General features: G+C 61.9%; 11 protein-coding genes and 1 pseudogene. 7 read left to right on the top strand and 5 right to left on the bottom strand.

The annotated features are described in order from the left end of the window. Positions 1-34: 34 nt before the first annotated feature. Entirely contained in the window at positions 35-253 is a 219-nt protein-coding gene (locus J2W46_RS28850; RefSeq protein WP_310358448.1) for a hypothetical protein, read from the top strand. Between the two features lie 13 nt (positions 254-266). Here J2W46_RS28850 and J2W46_RS28845 read toward each other — a convergent pair whose 3' ends face one another. Next, positions 267-530 carry a hypothetical protein gene (locus tag J2W46_RS28845; RefSeq protein WP_310358446.1) on the bottom strand — a complete coding sequence of 88 codons (264 nt, stop codon included), beginning with the start codon at positions 528-530 and terminating at the stop codon, positions 267-269. 307 nt (positions 531-837) lie between these two features. On the opposite strand from J2W46_RS28845, the pseudogene J2W46_RS34430 reads away from it, so the two are divergent. From J2W46_RS34430 to J2W46_RS28830, 3 genes and pseudogenes are all read left to right on the top strand, one after another. Further along, positions 838-1,934 (top strand): annotated as a pseudogene (locus tag J2W46_RS34430) (sensor histidine kinase). 666 nt (positions 1,935-2,600) lie between these two features. Further along, positions 2,601-4,772, top strand: coding sequence for a PAS domain-containing sensor histidine kinase (locus J2W46_RS28835; protein WP_310358442.1), 2,172 nt, complete (start codon positions 2,601-2,603; stop codon positions 4,770-4,772). Positions 4,773-4,782: 10 nt separating this feature from the next. Next, complete coding sequence (locus J2W46_RS28830; RefSeq protein WP_114200472.1) at positions 4,783-5,154, top strand: response regulator; 372 nt, start codon at positions 4,783-4,785, stop codon at positions 5,152-5,154. 285 nt (positions 5,155-5,439) lie between these two features. Here J2W46_RS28830 and J2W46_RS28825 read toward each other — a convergent pair whose 3' ends face one another. Continuing rightward, positions 5,440-5,694, bottom strand: a complete 255-nt coding sequence (locus J2W46_RS28825) for a DUF378 domain-containing protein (protein WP_310358438.1) — start codon at positions 5,692-5,694, stop codon at positions 5,440-5,442. Between the two features lie 324 nt (positions 5,695-6,018). Between J2W46_RS28825 and J2W46_RS28820 the strand changes: the two genes are divergently transcribed. Beyond that, complete coding sequence (locus J2W46_RS28820; protein ID WP_310358436.1) at positions 6,019-6,822, top strand: alpha/beta fold hydrolase; 804 nt, start codon at positions 6,019-6,021, stop codon at positions 6,820-6,822. A gap of 2 nt (positions 6,823-6,824) precedes the next feature. Beyond that, positions 6,825-8,408 carry a hybrid sensor histidine kinase/response regulator gene (locus tag J2W46_RS28815; protein ID WP_310358433.1) on the top strand — a complete coding sequence of 528 codons (1,584 nt, stop codon included), beginning with the start codon at positions 6,825-6,827 and terminating at the stop codon, positions 8,406-8,408. A 20-nt stretch (positions 8,409-8,428) separates the two neighbouring features. On the opposite strand, the gene J2W46_RS28810 is transcribed toward J2W46_RS28815, so the two are convergent. From J2W46_RS28810 to J2W46_RS28800, 3 genes are all read right to left on the bottom strand, one after another. Continuing rightward, positions 8,429-8,860 carry a response regulator gene (locus J2W46_RS28810; RefSeq protein ID WP_310358430.1) on the bottom strand — a complete coding sequence of 144 codons (432 nt, stop codon included), beginning with the start codon at positions 8,858-8,860 and terminating at the stop codon, positions 8,429-8,431. Between the two features lie 1,110 nt (positions 8,861-9,970). After that, positions 9,971-10,288: a hypothetical protein gene (locus tag J2W46_RS28805; RefSeq protein ID WP_310358427.1), complete on the bottom strand. Its 318-nt coding sequence runs from the start codon at positions 10,286-10,288 to the stop codon at positions 9,971-9,973. Positions 10,289-11,710: 1,422 nt separating this feature from the next. Next, complete coding sequence (locus J2W46_RS28800) at positions 11,711-11,845, bottom strand: hypothetical protein (protein WP_310358425.1); 135 nt, start codon at positions 11,843-11,845, stop codon at positions 11,711-11,713. Between the two features lie 80 nt (positions 11,846-11,925). Here J2W46_RS28800 and J2W46_RS28795 point away from each other — a divergent pair, with 80 nt between their 5' ends. After that, positions 11,926-15,945, top strand: a complete 4,020-nt coding sequence (locus J2W46_RS28795; protein WP_310358423.1) for a YadA-like family protein — start codon at positions 11,926-11,928, stop codon at positions 15,943-15,945. The last annotated feature ends 53 nt before the right edge of the window (positions 15,946-15,998 follow it).

The following is a 15,998-nucleotide window of genomic DNA, read 5'->3' as shown; positions in this document are numbered from 1 at the left end:
ACTTTAGGCGATGACGTCGCGTAGGGGAAACCTCATGGACCCACTCAGTATGCGCCTGTCTCTGACCCTGGCTCCCGATTTCGTAGAGGACCTCACAGCCTGGGCGAACGCTGGCGGGATAGACCCGCACCTCTCCATAATCGGCGGGCTGGGCGGCACGACCGACAAGGGATCGCCAATTCTGTATGAGGTGCATGCGAACGAAAGCTTCTTCGATCAGTTCCCGGAATGGAGGATCTACATCGAGCAGTGAAAATGCGCCGTTCTCACGCATTGGCCGCGTCGTCGATCAGCCTCTGGCCAGCGCTATACCCAGCCATCAGTGCTTCCGCTTCTGTCGCAAAAGGTTTTGAACGTGCTCCCGTAAGACGCAGCGGTGCAAAAATCGGGACGCCCGCGGTCCGCGTGCTGATGCGCACTACGGCCAGATAGCCTTCTGCGCCAGCCAAGGATGCCCCGTCGACGGGCTTCCAGATGGGTTCCGGTTGGACGTCGATCTGAAATCCCTTGTACTCGTAGATCCGCTTCATGACCGCCCCTGTGTCGGGTCGATTATCGCACCGCCAGATTAGACGCGGTAGCCCGGCTAGACGCTCCACCTTTGTTGTTTCTGGCTGGATTTGCGATGCGTTGGCTAAGCAAGTGGACGGTGAGTCCGGCCTCGTCTGACAGAATTTCCGACTTCAGGGCGGGTAATTCTTCGAGAGCGTTTTGGCAATTTGCGTTAACCAGCCGCAGACCGGGCCCGTATGATCGGAGGACGAATCGCAACCCCAGGAGCCTTTAAGCGTCTGCTTCCGCGAGCAATGACATGCCACTGATTTCATCGTGCACGATATGGTGAGCTTCCTGACGCGATGAGAGGCGTTCGCCATGAGCTTGCTGCCAGCGGCGGCAACCATGGATTCGCCGGCTTGGCGTGACCACGCCCCTCCGCTGCTTGAGGCGATGGTGGCAGACCTGTCGACCTCGCAGACCCCCGAGGCGCAATCGCAGAGAGCATGGGGATCTGCTCCGCAGGTGGCCGGTGCGCCGCATACAGCGGCACAAACGCACGCCATTCTGCGGCGCGAAGCGGTTCTGACATCAACCAGCTGGTCGCCGCATACCGCGAGTTGCGCGCCAGTGTGCTGCGGTTGTGAATGGCCGATCGCCAGCCTGACGTGGCCCATCTAGATGGCATCATCCGCTTCAATGAGGCGATGGACCAGGCGATTGCCGATTCGGCCCGTTCCAGCGCCGGGGCCGAGCGGGAGCGCGGCCTGTTCCTCGAGATGCTTGGCCATGACATTCGCAGCCCGGTGCAGCCTATCCAGGCGACGGCTTCATATCTTGGAGGAGTGAATGCCGGCGAACGCGTATCGGCTGCCGGAGACCGTCTGACTCGGACCGGTGCCCGGATGCAGGCGCTGCTGGACGATCTGTGCGATTTGAACCTGATGGAGCTTGGGCTGGGAATCAGGATAGTGCGGACTGACGTCGACCTTGCGGCGGTGTCTGCCGACGGGACGGACCAGCTACGCGCGGCTCATCCCGACCGGCGGATCGTGCTAGTGGCAACCCTCAGCGAGCGGGGGTCTGGGACGGTCGACGCCTGCAGCAGGGCAGCAGGTGCTGGCCAACCTCGGCGTCAATGCGATCAGATGTGGCGAGCACGACACGCGGGTGCGGGTGGTGATGACAGGTGACGGGAGGGCGTCCGGTTTGAGGTGAGGAATACCAGTGCCGCCATTGAGCCATCGCTGCTCCAGACGATTTTTGACCCGCTTTAGCGCGGCCCGGATGCCGGAGCCGCGCAGGATGGCAGTCTCGGTCTCGGACTGTACATTTCCCGGGAGATCGTCACAGCGCACGGCGGCACGATCGAGGTGCGGTCGGACGATCAGGAGACTGTCTTTACAGTAAGCCTGCTGCGGCAGGCCGTTGCCCGATGAGTACGGTGATGACGTGAGTCGCCGGGCCGGTGACCAGCGTTCCCGCGCATACCCGTCGAAACGGTTTTGGTAACGCAGCGGTGCGTCTAACCCTCATCCGCGTGCTACCGGCAGTGAGTGTTACTACACCGGTATCGAACCATGCCGCAGCGCAGGAACCGCCCAACACCCGTTGCAGCGCGGCTTAGCGATGTCCTTCAGGACCACGATCAGTCCAGCGTCACGAAAAGCCGTATCCGACCCGTTGCACCGGGCATCGTGAAGTCCGAGATGCGTCCGGCGCGAACATCGAGCAGCAGTCGCTCCAGCTCCGCGAGCCTGATTTCGTCATCGCCTGATCTGTCCGCACTCCGGCCACCGCTCGCGTATTTAAGCAGGGCCTGCTGGCAGCAACTATGCGCGATACGGCGCTTGACTGGAAACAAAGAATTCGTCCATTTCGGTACATCCTGACAGCACGTTGCCGATTCTACGGCGGCAGCCGGCATCGCGGCTCCGGTGCTAAATTCTATGCTGTGGCGCACCGAGTGTATGCTCTGTAATAATCGCGATCTCGGGCTGCAAGGACGACCAGTCACAGGTGCTATGGTATTTCTGGCGCTGCGGGGTCTGTCTTATCATATGGCCGCCGGGGGTTACCCGTGCCAGTCTTCATCCGGTTGGACCATGTCGAATGTTGAACGAATCCCGGACACCATACAAACGATGACGGAACTGCAGGCGCTTCTGGCCGCGACGCCGGGTGCGCTCGACGCGATACCCGGCGCGGTGTACCTTTGCGACCGCGAAGGCTGGCTGCTTCGTTGCAATTCACAGGCCGCCGAGCTTTGGGGGCGAACGCCGACGATGGGCGAGGAGCGCTTTTGCGGGTCACACCAGCTTTTTTTGCCGGACGGCACGCCTGTTCCGCACGAGCAATGCCCGATGGCCGACGCCATCTTCCACGGCACGGTGACGCAAAACGCCGAGGTTGTGATGGAAAGGCCTGACGGCTCACGCATTGTTGCACTCGTCAACATCCGGCCTTTGAGAGACGCACACGGCAACATCGAAGGCGCCATCAACTGCTTTCAGGACATCACGGCCCGCAGGCACCTCGAAGACGAATTCAGGCGGAACACCGAGGACCTCGAGGATTTCTTTGAAAACGGCGCGGTTGCTTTGCATATCGTCGACCGTGAAGGAATTATCGTTAGAGCAAACAGGGCCGAACTCGATCTGCTTGGCTACACGAAAGGAGAATACGTCGGCCGGCATATCGCGGAGTTCCACGCCGACGAGTGCGTCATCACCGAGATCCTGCAACGCCTGGCTATGAATGAGCCGCTTGTCCGGTTTCCGGCGCGGCTGCGCGCGAAGGACGGGTCCATCCGGCACGTTCTGGTGACCTCCAACGGACGCTTTGTCGACGGAAAACTGCTCAACACGCGGTGCTTCACAACCGACGTGACGATGCTGCACCAGGCCGAGACCGCCCGGCGCGAGAGCGAAGAGCGTCTCGCCGCAACCTATGAGGCGGCAACCGTCGCCATCGCCGAAACTGACGCAGATGGCCGCCTCTTGCGCGTGAATAATGCTCAATGCCGGATACTGGGACGCAGTCGGGACGAACTGCTCAGTATGCGCTTTACCGATTACACGCACGAGGAAGACCAGCAGAAAGACGCCGCAATGTACGCGCGTCAGGTAAGCGGCGACCTGGCACATTATTCGATTCGCAAGCGAGCCCGGCGCTCCGACGGAACCATCGCGTACCTGGATGTTTTCAGCTCGTCAGTGCGCGACGCGCAGGGCCGGTTCCGCTATGGCGTGCGGGTAATCCAGGACGTCACGGCAACACAGCGCCTCGAGGACCGGCTGCGCGAACGGGAGCAACACATGCGCGAACTGCTGGAGGCACTACCTGCGGCCGTTTATACCACTGACGCGCATGGACGTATTACGTTTTACAACAAGGCTGCCGTGCAGATGGCTGGGCGTACGCCTGTGGCGGGTGACCATTGGTGCGTGACCTGGCGGCTCTTCTGGCCCGACGGACGGCCACTGCCCCACGACCAATGTCCTATGGCTGTAGCACTGCGCGAAGATCGGCCCGTGCGCGGCCTGGAAGCCGTGGCGGAGCGCCCCGACGGGACGCGCGTGCCTTTCCTGCCGCACCCCACGCCCCTGCATGATGCCGACGGAAGACTGGTGGGCGCCATCAACATGCTCGTGGACATCACCGAGCTTAAGCAGGCGGAAAACCGCCAGAAAACGTTAATCGACGAGCTGAACCACCGAGTCAAGAACACATTGGCTACCGTTCAGTCGTTGGCAACACAGACGGCAAGGCATGCCAGAAACGTCGACGAGTTCGTGGGCGCATTTGAATCCAGGCTTCTGTCGCTTGGACGGGCCCATGAGCTGCTTGCGACGCGGCATTGGCAGGACGCGCCGCTCGAAGCGCTCGTACGCGAGATCACGACTCCGCTCACGGGTGCCATGCAGGAGCGCACAGTCATCGCCGGGCCTCCCATTACCGTTGCCCCGCGCATCGCGCTGAACCTGACGATGTGCATCAACGAGCTGCTGACGAACGCGGCGAAATATGGCTCCCTTGGCGCCGCCGAAGGATCGCTGGCCATCCGTTGGGATGTGCGTCCAGAAGAACGCGGCAGTACGCTCGATCTATGCTGGCTTGAACGCGGCGGGCCCCCGGTCAAGCCGCCCGAGCATCGCGGCTTCGGGACGCGCCTCATCGAACGATGCATCGAGCGGGATCTGGGCGGCCTGGTTGAACTGTCCTTTCACGAGGAGGGGCTGCACTGCCGTCTCACCATTCCTTTAACGATAAATTAGCGGGGAACCCATGACCGGGCTGGTCGGCTTGAAAGCGTTGGTAGTAGAGGACGAGGGCAGCGTGGCTTTGCTGATCGAGGACATGCTCGAATCGTTCGGGTGCGAGATCGCAGCTTCGTTGGCACACGTCGACCAGGCTTGCGACTTTGCCAGCAAGGAGATATTCGACTTCGCGGTGCTGGACATCAACCTGCATGGACGACCGGTATTTCCTGTTGCGCACATTTTGCGGGAGCGCCAGATTCCGTTCGTCTTCAGTACCGGGTACGGGCGCAGCGGCGTGCCGGCGGAATTCGATGCTTGTCTCGTGTTGGCGAAGCCGTTCGGAATGGCCGATCTGGAAGGCGCCGTCTCATCGGCACTCGCCGCGTCGGGCCAGTAGCGCCGCGGGTGTCTGAATCTGACGCACGCGTGCGGGGGCTGATTGAAAAAACATCCCGGTCCAACCTTCGCTGCAGGAAGACGGCGCTCGTCGCTGCGAACGACCTTTGCCGCAGGTTCCCTCCTGCTGCCCGGAGTGATAGCACGGACGACGGGAAGGAGTTGGAGCAGGCCGGTTACCTGGCGACCTTGGTAGCAGGCGTCGGCATCGACGTCCCCAACGTGCTTTTCTAGTCACGTTAAAGGTGATCGGCGCAATGTGTGAGTTGTACACTGCATCTGACACCTACCTGCTGGCGACGGGGCCGCTCTTTGGGGGCATGAAGGCTCGAACCAGGCAGTAGATACCCGAGATGCCGACAAGGACATAGACGGCGCGCGTGGGCACAGTTCCGCTGCCGAAGATGGCCGCTACAACGTCTAACTGGAGAAGGCCGATCAGCCCCCAGTTGAGGGCGCCGATGATGACGAGCGCCCCAGCGATCCAGTCCACAGGTGTGCGATGAACGTGAACGGTGCCGGGCGATGGTGCGGTGGCCATGATTACCTCCATGTGCATACGACGTTACAATCGATGGTCCGGGCGGACTTGCCGTTTTACCAGCAACCGACGTGCCGCCAGGGGGCTGCCCTTCCGTAAATGCATCGCCCACGTTCAGGTTGCTCTCGCAAGTCCGACCTCGCCAGACTGCAGGTAAGCCGGTCGCGGGTCGGTCGGCTCGAGGCCAGTGCCTACCTGCGCCCCTGTTCATCGCGGACCATGTCGCGCCGGTGAGAGCGCCGGAGAAGTTGCTGTAAAAAACGCGAATCGTCAGGCTCGTTTGTCTGACGCTTGTGCGATTCCTCTTCGGGCGCGGAGCCTCAAATGAATATCCATCAACGCAATAACCTGAATGTCATTGGTGAGGGCGCTACAACCCTGGTGTTTGCACACGGCTTTGGCTGTGATCAGAACATGTGGCGGCGCCTCGTTCCCACTTTCAGCGACCGTTTCAGGATTGTGCTGTTTGACCTGGTTGGCTGCGGCCAGTCGGACCTGAGCGCGTATGACCGCGACAGGTACAGTAGCCTGCAAGGGTATGCAGCCGATGTCCTTGAGATTATTACGGACGTGGCGGAAGGTCCTGTGATCTTCGTCGGTCATTCGGTCAGTGCGATGATCGGGCTGCTGGCCGAAATCGAGGCGCCCGACCGGTTCGCCGCCCAGATCATGATCGGGCCTTCGCCGTCGTACATCAATGACGGCGACTACATCGGCGGCTTCACTCGCGAGGATATCGAGGGCCTGCTCGAGACGATGGACGGCAACTACCTTGGATGGTCCAGCACCATGGCGCCGGCAATCATGGGCGCGCCAGACCAGCCGGAACTTGGCGAAGAGTTGACGAACAGTTTCTGCCGCACCGATCCCGAGATTGCCTCGCACTTTGCGCGCGTTACTTTCCTCTCGGATCATCGCAACGATCTGGGTCGTATCAACAGTCCCGTCCTGCTGCTTCAGTGCAGCGACGACCTGATTGCGCCACGCCCGGTTGGAGACTACATGCACCGGGTCATGCGTAACAGCACGTTGCGGATTATCGAGAACGTCGGCCACTGCCCGCATCTGAGCGCGCCGGCCGCCAGTATCGACGCGATGGAAGAATTCCTGCAGCAGCTGGAGCGTTGACCATGACCGGCCCACCCGAGGATCGCGCATCATGGCCTGAACTGCTCGAATACGCACCTTGCGGACTGCTCGTCACCGAACCCGATGGGACGATCCGGCTGGTCAACGCGACGTTCTGTACATGGACGGGCTACCGGGCAGCCGAACTGGTCCATGAGCACCGCATCCAGGACCTGTTCACGGTCGGAGGCCGCCTGTTTCACCATACTCACTGGCTTCCGCTGATGCAGATGCAGGGGTCCGCAGCGGAGGTCAAATTCGACGTACTGCATCGGGAGGGACAGCGTGTGCCAATGCTGTTCAACGCGATTGCCCGCCAGCGTGGAACACGTATCTATCATGAACTGGCGGTCGTCGTGGTCCATGACCGCCAGAAGTATGAGCAGGAGCTGCTTCGGGCCCGGAAGAGCGCCGAATCCGCGCTTGCCGAGCAGCAGAAAGCGCAGCAGGCCCTCGCGCGCAGCCGTGACGAGCTCGCGCAGGCTGATCGTCGCAAAGATGAGTTCCTCGCTACGCTGGGACATGAACTGCGCAATCCCCTGTCTTCCATGCACAATGTGCTGGCGATCCTGCGTCGCCAGTCACCGGGCACCCCCGAAATGGACCGGCTGCACGGCATGCTCGGGCGCCAGGTGCACTATCTGAGCCGGCTCGTGAGCGACCTGCTTGACGTGTCACGCATCGCGCAGGGGAAGCTGCAAATGCGCAGGCAGCCCACGGAGCTGGCAAGCGTGGTGCGCGACGCCGTGGAACTGGTGCAGTCTCCCATCGACTCGGCGGCACAACGTCTGGACATATCGCTCCCCCCCAAACCGGTTGTCGTCGACGCAGATCCGGTCAGGCTCACGCAGATGTTGCTGAACCTGCTGCATAACGCGACCAAATACACGCCGCACGGCGGGCAGATTACGCTGGGCGTGACCTGCGATGATGACTATGCGGTGATCCGCGTCCGCGACTCGGGCGTCGGTATCGCCCGGGAAGACCTCGGCAGTGTTTTCGAGATGTTCTCGCAGGTTTCAGGCTCGGCCGGGCACTCGCAGGGAGGGCTGGGTATCGGGCTGGCACTTGTGCGCGGTCTTGTTGACCTGCATGACGGAATCATCGAAGCGGGCAGCGAAGGCCCTGGAAAGGGAAGCGAGTTCGTCGTCCGGCTGCCGGTGTTGCGCACCAAACCGGAGGACGAGGCTGTTCCGCCCGTTTCCGCCGCGCAGTCGCCGGGGGGGCGCTGCCGGGTTGTGGTGATCGACGACAATCAGGACGCCGCAGAGAGTCTGGCCATGCTGCTGGAACTGGAGGGCCATGAAGTTCGCGTCGCCGGCAGCGGTCTGGCCGGGCTGGAACTCGCCCGCAATTCCGATGCTGAAGTCGTCCTGCTCGACATCGGGCTGCCGGACATCGACGGCTATGAAGTGGCCCGCCGTATCCGGCAGCAGCCATGGGGCAGGAAGCTGCTCCTCATTGCGGTATCCGGGTGGGGCCAGGAGCGCGACAGGCAGGCCGCAGCGGATGCGGGCTTTGACCGTCACCTGACAAAACCGGTTGACATCGGCGAGCTGACGGCGCTGCTACGGGCTGCCGGCTGAAACGGTGCGCGCGGGTGCAGCTACCGTGATTGCGCCGGGCACTCGACGAAAGCTTGCACCAGTCGGACCAGGTGCCCGACTGGCTGCCCTTTCTGGATATATCCGTCAAATTCGTCGCCCCTGACATGCCCGCGGACCTCACCCTGCTTGAGGGACGTATGGGCAATGATAACGATTTTGCCGGTGAGTGCGCCCTGTCGCAGGACGCGCGCGACGTGGTAGCCGCTATACCCCGGCATTGAAATGTCCATCAGGATCACATGCGGCAACCATCGGACAGCACCGTCAACAGCTTCGGTGCCTCCGGTCGCCACGCGCGCGTGCATGTCTTCAGACACCAGGCAGGCCGCTAGCGCCCTCGCCTGAGTGTCCTCATCGTCGACGATCAGTACGCGCAGCGGCCGACCATGGGTGCAGATCTGCCGCCCGGTCCAGCGATGATGGTCGGTCATGGTACGAACTGGATACATGTAAATCTGGGCGTCCGGAGGAATGCAATGACCCTTAACTGGCGGTCTCGGGTGCCAGAAAAAGATCGCCGGTCCGGGACATTGGACCGGCGGAGAAAAAGCCCTGACCAGTTCCGATGGAAACATTTGCGGTCAGGACCTGAGAGAGCGGAGGCGATACGGCCGGTCGGGTCGCCCTACCTGACTTCTTCGGAGGCGGCCTGCGTGCGGTAGGCGGCACACACGGTCGGACACATTGTTTATGCCTTTCGCATGAAATGCAAGCGAGAAACAGCGCGAAGTTAGAATCCAGAATGAGCGCAGAACCGGGGCGAGCGCAGGCAGGGCGAGAAGCGGCAGAAGCGCACGCGCGTCCGCGCATTTCGCACCGGCAATCGGTGCATTGAATCGATTGAACGAGCGGACGCGGCTACCAGCGAACGTTCGAGGCCTACCCAATCGCGACCAGGAAAGATTTTCGTTGCGCCCCCTGGACAAAGCAAGCCACTGGTCACGCTCGCAGCGCTTTTGCGAGGTCCGCAAGGCGATGGGGCTTGGGGACGAACAGCACATCGCTCAGTCCGCCTTTCCCGTCGCGAAGCGCGGCAGGCAAATATCCGGACGTAAGCACTACCCTGATCTTTGGATGGTCTGAGCGCGCCAGACGTCCAGTCTCGAACCCATTCGTGCCATGCGACATCGGAATGTCGTTGAAGAGGCGTCAATGTCGCGGCGCTCCCGGATGATTTCCGCTGCGTCGGCGGCACCGCTTGCCGGCACGGCGTCAACCCCGATGCTGTCCGGTAGTTCCGACGCAACCACCAGTGTATCGGCATCGTTCGCGACAAGCAGACCCATCTCCCCTTGAGCGCTGGCGGCAAATCCACGCCCGCTGCTGGTTGCGCGGCAGGCATAGTTCCTTGCCTATCCCGTAGGCGATTGGCGCCGAGGGGCCGGGCTCGCTCGGCCGCACGTTGCGCGCTTCGTCGGATGCAAGTGACGTCCGCGGCAATCAAGGTGGGAGCGCGTGTTGCCTCACGAATGATGTAACTCCCGATATTTGTCCTGCCTGATTTGCGCGGTCCGTGCGGAGTTTTGTAGCTGAATCAGCCTTCACCGCGTCCGCATGACAAATATTCTGTTGACCAGCTCGCTTGCACGGTTCGAGCGCCATGCCTTCACGCGACGCTGCAGGGTGCGCAACTCGGCACTGGAACACATCGCCGGAGTTATCGCGACGAGGCTGCTCGACTCGTCCCGGTTGTTCTTCTTGTACGGTAGCGAGCGGGTGACTCGATACCCGTTGCCTTGCAGAAAGGCCTCATTCATGAAGGCACTATCATTACCGTAATCGATACCGCACAGCGGAAACGGTGAGGTACGGCTGACGCGCTTGATGTCAGGAACAAACGCACCGCTGGGACACGGCATGGCCAGGCACCCGATTCATCCGGTCGCGATGTTTGTCATCGCAAAGCTGTACACGACGTCGCCGTCAATCCTGATGCCACCGCAATGCCCGACGATATCTGGCTCGAGATAGCCGGGTAGCGGATCTTTTCCAGTCGGCGAACGTGCGGACCGCCACGGCGCAGCGAATTGCGTTGCCGACTCCACCAGCGCCGGCTTGTTCGCCGAAGGCCTTTCCGCGGACGGCGCGCCGCTGCCGGTCAATGGTGGCGGCGCTCAACTGGTCCGTGCGTTGGCGCAGTTCGCTCCGACAACGTCGGGTAACCATGCCGGGTCATCGAGTCAACAAACGTAGGGATAAGCTCCTCGGGACCTTGCCGCACATCCGGTCGGCGGCTTTCCATAGCGTGATCAGGGCATCCCGGCACTCATTGTCATAACGCCGTTGCGGCCCGGCTCTTTCCCTCGGAGGTTGACGCTACCGGTATGGAACGCGGATGACGTGCCTGCGGTGACAGCCGGTTACTGAATAAAGTCGTCAACAAGCTGGCGCTTCCCACACGGTTGAAACGACGGTACGGCTCACCTACCGCCTCCAGTCAGACTTCGGCCACGCCGGCTGGCCCGCCAATCGTAGTCAGCCTGTCAGCATTCTGGCGGATAACAAATACATGAGGCAACAGCCGTCGCGCGGTAGGTAACACCTGGAGTCAATGCGCTTCCATTCCAGATCGCCGCGCCATAGCAATTGCGTCAGGCACGCCTTGGAAATGCTAAACGTTCTTATTTACGACGCAATGAACTGGGCAATGGACCATTCGCTATTCCGCGCTTCTTTAAACGCAAAGATGGATTGAAAAATCGCTGAAAAAGCTTTAACGAATTCATCTCACATATTGCTATGGCGATGGGCCCGGAGGACGCTTGGGGGCGCCAGCGAAGGCGCGCTTCCGACCAAAGCGCCGGCCGGAGCCCAGCGCCGACATGCGGAGCAGCGCTGCGGCCTCCGTCATAAAATGTTAAATAAAGTGAAACGCGGACACTAGGGCGGCTTTCTGTAGACAAACGAAAAGTCTTATGAGAAAGTTCCGCTCAACAAACTTTCTTTTTGTTACATGCCCGGTAATTGAGTTGATTTGAATGAGCGGCTCCTCGTATTAGCGAGAGAAGAGCGGGCGCCTTGCTGCTGCATGAAGCAGCTTTGTCAGCGATACGCCAGATGAACTGACGTAGCAACTCAAGAAGAGATTGCCAAACATGAGTAAGGGCCCCATAAGATCGTCACGCTTGCTCCAGGCGAAAAGCGACTATCAGCGAGGTAGCCGCCTGGCGCACCACCGGGCAATGACCTCCATGGAATTTCGGCCCGGACCTTCATAACGCACCCCTTGCGGACAGTGCAACCGGATTAGTTGCCCGACGCACGCTAGTGGCATTGCCTCATCAATAGATTAACCATGCGCCCTCGATGTTGGGGGGTGCGGTCTGATCGCGCCAGTTTAATGTTCTCTGCGGCTGGTGGCAAAGCGCTATGCCGTCGGTCAGCAACGCGCCAACAGCCAGGTAGTTGTGTTTCATATAAATAGTAATCCTAAAGAAAGGATGAGTGCACACGCTCGTGGTTGCTCATAGGCATCTTCTATCTACAGGAAAGAATCATGAATACGGTGTACCGGACAATCTGGAATAAGGCGCTCAGCGCGTTCGTGGCCACATCGGAGCTGGACGGGTCGCCCGCCAGGGGCCGCTCAGGTGTGGCAGCCTCGGTATGTGATGCGCGCATCGGTGGACCTGCGGAAGGCGGTGCTTTGCCACTGCGCAGCGCCTATCCACGTGTGCTGACAGTGCTGGTCGCAATGGGGGTAGGCGGATGGGGCGCGCAGGTCCAGGCTCAGGCGAGCTGCTCCACGGCACCGTACAACTTCTACAGTGGGAGCACCACCTGCGTGGGCCTTGCGTCAACAGCCAATGGTGGCGGAGCCACCGCGGTCGGGTATGGCGCGAACAGTACGGGACTTAACGCCGTGTCGTTCGGCTTCCAGGCGATTGCGTCCAACACCAACACTATTTACGTGGGCGCTCGCACCGCAGCGGGGACGGGCGCGACTGCGCAGTCGGCAATTGGTATCGGTACGGACGTCACCGCGAGCGGGTCGGCGGCAATTGGTATTGGCCTTGACGTGGTTTCAAGCGGCAATTCCTCGACTGCAGTCGGTCCCCTGGCTAAAGCAACCGGAGACCACGCCATCGCGCTTGGCGACTCTTCCCAGGCAGCGAGCAGCTACACGACCGCTGTAGGTGAAGGTTCACGGGCAACGGCCGGCAATACCACTGCGCTCGGTGCAGGTGCGCTGGCGACGGCCGGTAATGCCACAGCGCTCGGCGTCAGTGCAAACGCAAACGGAGGTAATGCGACCGCCGTCGGTGAGAATGCTACGGCCGGCATCGGTTCGACTGCATTAGGTGGCAGCACCAACGCCAACGGCAATGGTGCGACCGCGGTAGGACTGTCGACCCAGGCGACCACGACTCATGCGACGGCGATTGGGTGGCAGGCGTATTCGACTGCCCTCAACGCCATTTACGTCGGCGCGCGCACGACCGGGGTGGGGGCTGCCGCAGAATCTGCTATTGCCATCGGCACAGACGTGCAATCTTCCGGTGTCTACGGTATCGGAATGGGCATTCAGGCAAATGTCGCTGGCGCAAGTGCCGTTGCCATCGGGGCCTTCTCAAATGCGTCCGGCAATTTTGCGCTGGCTTTTGGTAATCAGGCTATTGCGTCAGGCGTGGCCGCCATTGCGCAAGGATCGGGTGCTCAAAGTACGGGCACGGCCGCTGTGGCGATCGGTAACGGTGCCAACGCGAGTGCTGCCCAGGCCGTTGCGATTGGCCGTTTGTCCAATGCGCAAGGCGCTTCGACGGTGGCCATCGGTGACAGCAACACGGTTGCGGCCGCGGCCGGCACCGGTTCAATAGCGGCAGGCCACAATTCTCAGGTCACGAGCGGTACCGGCGCGGTCGCGCTGGGTGAAGGTCAAACGGCAAGCGGCAATGGCGCGGTGGCGATTGGCGATCCGAATTCGGCGATCGGGAATGGCGCCGTTGCCGCAGGTGCAGACGATACGGCGATCGGGAATGGCGCCCTGGCGATGGGCAATGGCAACACCGCAACAGGCCAGGGGTCGGTCGCGCTAGGCAACGCCTCACAGGCCAATACAGCGGGTTCCGTCGCGATTGGGGATGCCGCAGTAGTTCAAGGCGCAGCAACGAAGAGCCTCGCACTCGGCTCTGGTGCGACGGCAAGTGTCGCGAACAGCGTTTCGCTTGGGGCGGCGTCGACGACCACAACGGCTACGCCGACTGCGGGCGCGACCATTGGCAGCGTCAACTACACCTTCGCAGGGGCGACGCCGGCGGGCGTCGTGAGCGTCGGTGCGCCTGGCGCCGAGCGCCAGATCCAGAACGTCGCGGCGGGCCAGTTGAATGGCAGCAGCACGGATGCGATCAACGGCTCGCAGCTCTATGCGACCAACCAGCAGGTGACGGCAAACTCGACAGCTATCACAAACATCGAGAACGGCGCGGGGATTAAATATTTCCATGCGAATTCGACGCTGGCTGATTCGTCGGCTTCCGGCATCGATGCCATCGCAGTGGGAGGCAACGCGCAGTCGACTGCAGCGAATGCGGTAGCCGTGGGCACCGGCGCAGTGGCAAGCGTCGCCAACAGCGTCGCGCTTGGCGCGGGCTCGACAACAACAGCCGCTACGCCCACGGCAGGCGCTACGATCGGGAGCGTCAACTATGGCTTCGCGGGCACAGCACCGGTGGGCGTCGTGAGCGTTGGGGCAGTGGGCGCCGAGCGCCAGATCCAGAATGTCGCAGCCGGCCAGTTAAGCGGAACCAGCACCGACGCGGTCAACGGCTCGCAGCTTTATGCGACCAACCAGCAGGTGACGGCGAACTCTACCGCGATCAACAACATCGAGGCCGGCGCGGGCATCAAGTACTTCCACGCCAACTCGACCGCCGCCGACAGTCAGGCGACAGGTACAGATAGCGTTGCAATCGGCCCGCTCGCGGTCGCGACCGGCACAGACAGTTTCGCCGCAGCCAACGGCGCGCAGGCACAAGCCGCAAGCGCGCTTGCGCTTGGCGCGCAATCGACAGTGTCGGTGACGGGCGGCGTGGCCATCGGCTCGGGCTCGCTGTCCAATCGCGCGGTTGCGTCTGGCACCGGTTCGATCGCCGCGGGAAGCTACTCAATCCCATACAACACGACCGACGCAACCCTGCTAGGTGCCGTTTCGTTTGGGAACTCGACCGCCGGCAGCGCGACCTACCGGCAACTGACCAACGTCGCCGATGGCACGCAGGCGCAGGATGCGGTTACGGTCAGGCAGCTGGCAGGAGCGCTACAAGCCTTTGCGGTCACGCCAACGCTGTACTTCCACGCGAATTCGACTAAAGCGGACTCTTTAGCGATTGGTACCGATTCGGTCGCTGTCGGTCCGGCGACGGTCGTCAACGGTGACAGTGGCATCGGAATGGGCAATGGCGCGACCGTCGACATGAACGCGCCAGGGGCAGTGGCCATTGGCGAAAGTGCGCATTCAGGCCAGGCGGACGCGATGGCGCTGGGCAGCGGCGCGTCGGCGCTCGGAGCGCAGTCGATCGCTCAGGGCGCCAACGCGACTGCGACAGCTGCCGGCGGCATTGCATTCGGTTCGGCCGCGAACAGCAGCGCGGTTGATGCCGTCGCCGTCGGCGCCGGTGCAACGGCTTCGCTTGCAAACAGTGTGGCGCTAGGGGCAGGGTCGCTGACTACGGTGGGTGCATTGAGCAGCTATATCGCCTATGGATTGAGCAGCCCCCAGTCGTCAGCCGGCGAAGTCAACGTCGGCAACCGCCAGATCACCGGCGTTGCTGCCGGACGCCTCGGCACCGATGCTGTCAACGTCTCGCAACTCGCTGCAGTGACAACCCAACTGACTACCCTGATCGATCAGCGCACCAGCAATGGCGGGAGTTATACCTCGACGCCGCCAGGCGGCACCACAGTGCCGCCGTCGTCGACTGGCGCGAATTCGTCTGCGGGCGGCTCAGGCGCGGTTGCATCGGGCTCTAACAGTACTGCAGTCGGCAACGGCTCGCAGGCGACTGGCAACGGATCTACGGTGGTCGGCACTGGTGCGACGTCGACGGGGTCCGGTTCGGCGGCGGTCGGCGCTGGCAGTAACGATGGCGGGCGCTCCAACGTTGTTGCTGTGGGCTCGGCAGACTCGACACGGCAGGTAATCAATGTCGCAGCGGGGACTGCGCCCACTGACGCGGTCAACGTCGGACAGCTGAACGCAAGCGTCAACAACGTGCTGACGCAGGCAAACAGCTACACGGACAGTCAGGTCGCAGGCCTTCGCAACAGTCTGGACTCGTATCGTCACGACGCCGATGGCGGCACGGCGACGGCGATGGCCGTAGCCGGTCTGCCTCAGCCCTCGGGCCCTGGTAAGAGCATGGTGGCCATAGCGGGCAGTGTCTATCGTGGTCAGTCCGGACAGGCGCTTGGCGTCTCGACGATTTCAGAGAACGACCATTGGGTCTACAAGGCGGCCGTGTCAACGAATACGCGGGGCACCTATGGGGCGGTAGTCGGCGCCGGCTACCAGTGGTAAGCCGGCTCGGTGACAGCGCGGGCGTTAGCCATCGACGATGCGCTCCACGTCCG

Origin of the sequence: Paraburkholderia strydomiana, assembly GCF_031456815.1 — a bacterium.
GTDB classification, from domain to species: domain Bacteria; phylum Pseudomonadota; class Gammaproteobacteria; order Burkholderiales; family Burkholderiaceae; genus Paraburkholderia; species Paraburkholderia caledonica.
This window is presented reverse-complemented; position numbering and strand designations above follow the sequence as displayed.

What these genes read in the sequence shown, in the direction of transcription:
- J2W46_RS28850 (WP_310358448.1), top strand. Translation starts at nt 35, where the DNA reads ATGGACCCACTCAGTATGCGCCTGTCTCTGACCCTGGCTCCCGATTTC.
- J2W46_RS28845 (WP_310358446.1), bottom strand. Translation starts at nt 530, where the DNA reads ATGAAGCGGATCTACGAGTACAAGGGATTTCAGATCGACGTCCAACCG.
- J2W46_RS28835 (WP_310358442.1), top strand. Translation starts at nt 2,601, where the DNA reads ATGTCGAATGTTGAACGAATCCCGGACACCATACAAACGATGACGGAA.
- J2W46_RS28830 (WP_114200472.1), top strand. Translation starts at nt 4,783, where the DNA reads ATGACCGGGCTGGTCGGCTTGAAAGCGTTGGTAGTAGAGGACGAGGGC.
- J2W46_RS28825 (WP_310358438.1), bottom strand. Translation starts at nt 5,694, where the DNA reads ATGGCCACCGCACCATCGCCCGGCACCGTTCACGTTCATCGCACACCT.
- J2W46_RS28820 (WP_310358436.1), top strand. Translation starts at nt 6,019, where the DNA reads ATGAATATCCATCAACGCAATAACCTGAATGTCATTGGTGAGGGCGCT.
- J2W46_RS28815 (WP_310358433.1), top strand. Translation starts at nt 6,825, where the DNA reads ATGACCGGCCCACCCGAGGATCGCGCATCATGGCCTGAACTGCTCGAA.
- J2W46_RS28810 (WP_310358430.1), bottom strand. Translation starts at nt 8,860, where the DNA reads ATGACCGACCATCATCGCTGGACCGGGCGGCAGATCTGCACCCATGGT.
- J2W46_RS28805 (WP_310358427.1), bottom strand. Translation starts at nt 10,288, where the DNA reads ATGCCGTGTCCCAGCGGTGCGTTTGTTCCTGACATCAAGCGCGTCAGC.
- J2W46_RS28800 (WP_310358425.1), bottom strand. Translation starts at nt 11,845, where the DNA reads ATGAAACACAACTACCTGGCTGTTGGCGCGTTGCTGACCGACGGCATA.
- J2W46_RS28795 (WP_310358423.1), top strand. Translation starts at nt 11,926, where the DNA reads ATGAATACGGTGTACCGGACAATCTGGAATAAGGCGCTCAGCGCGTTC.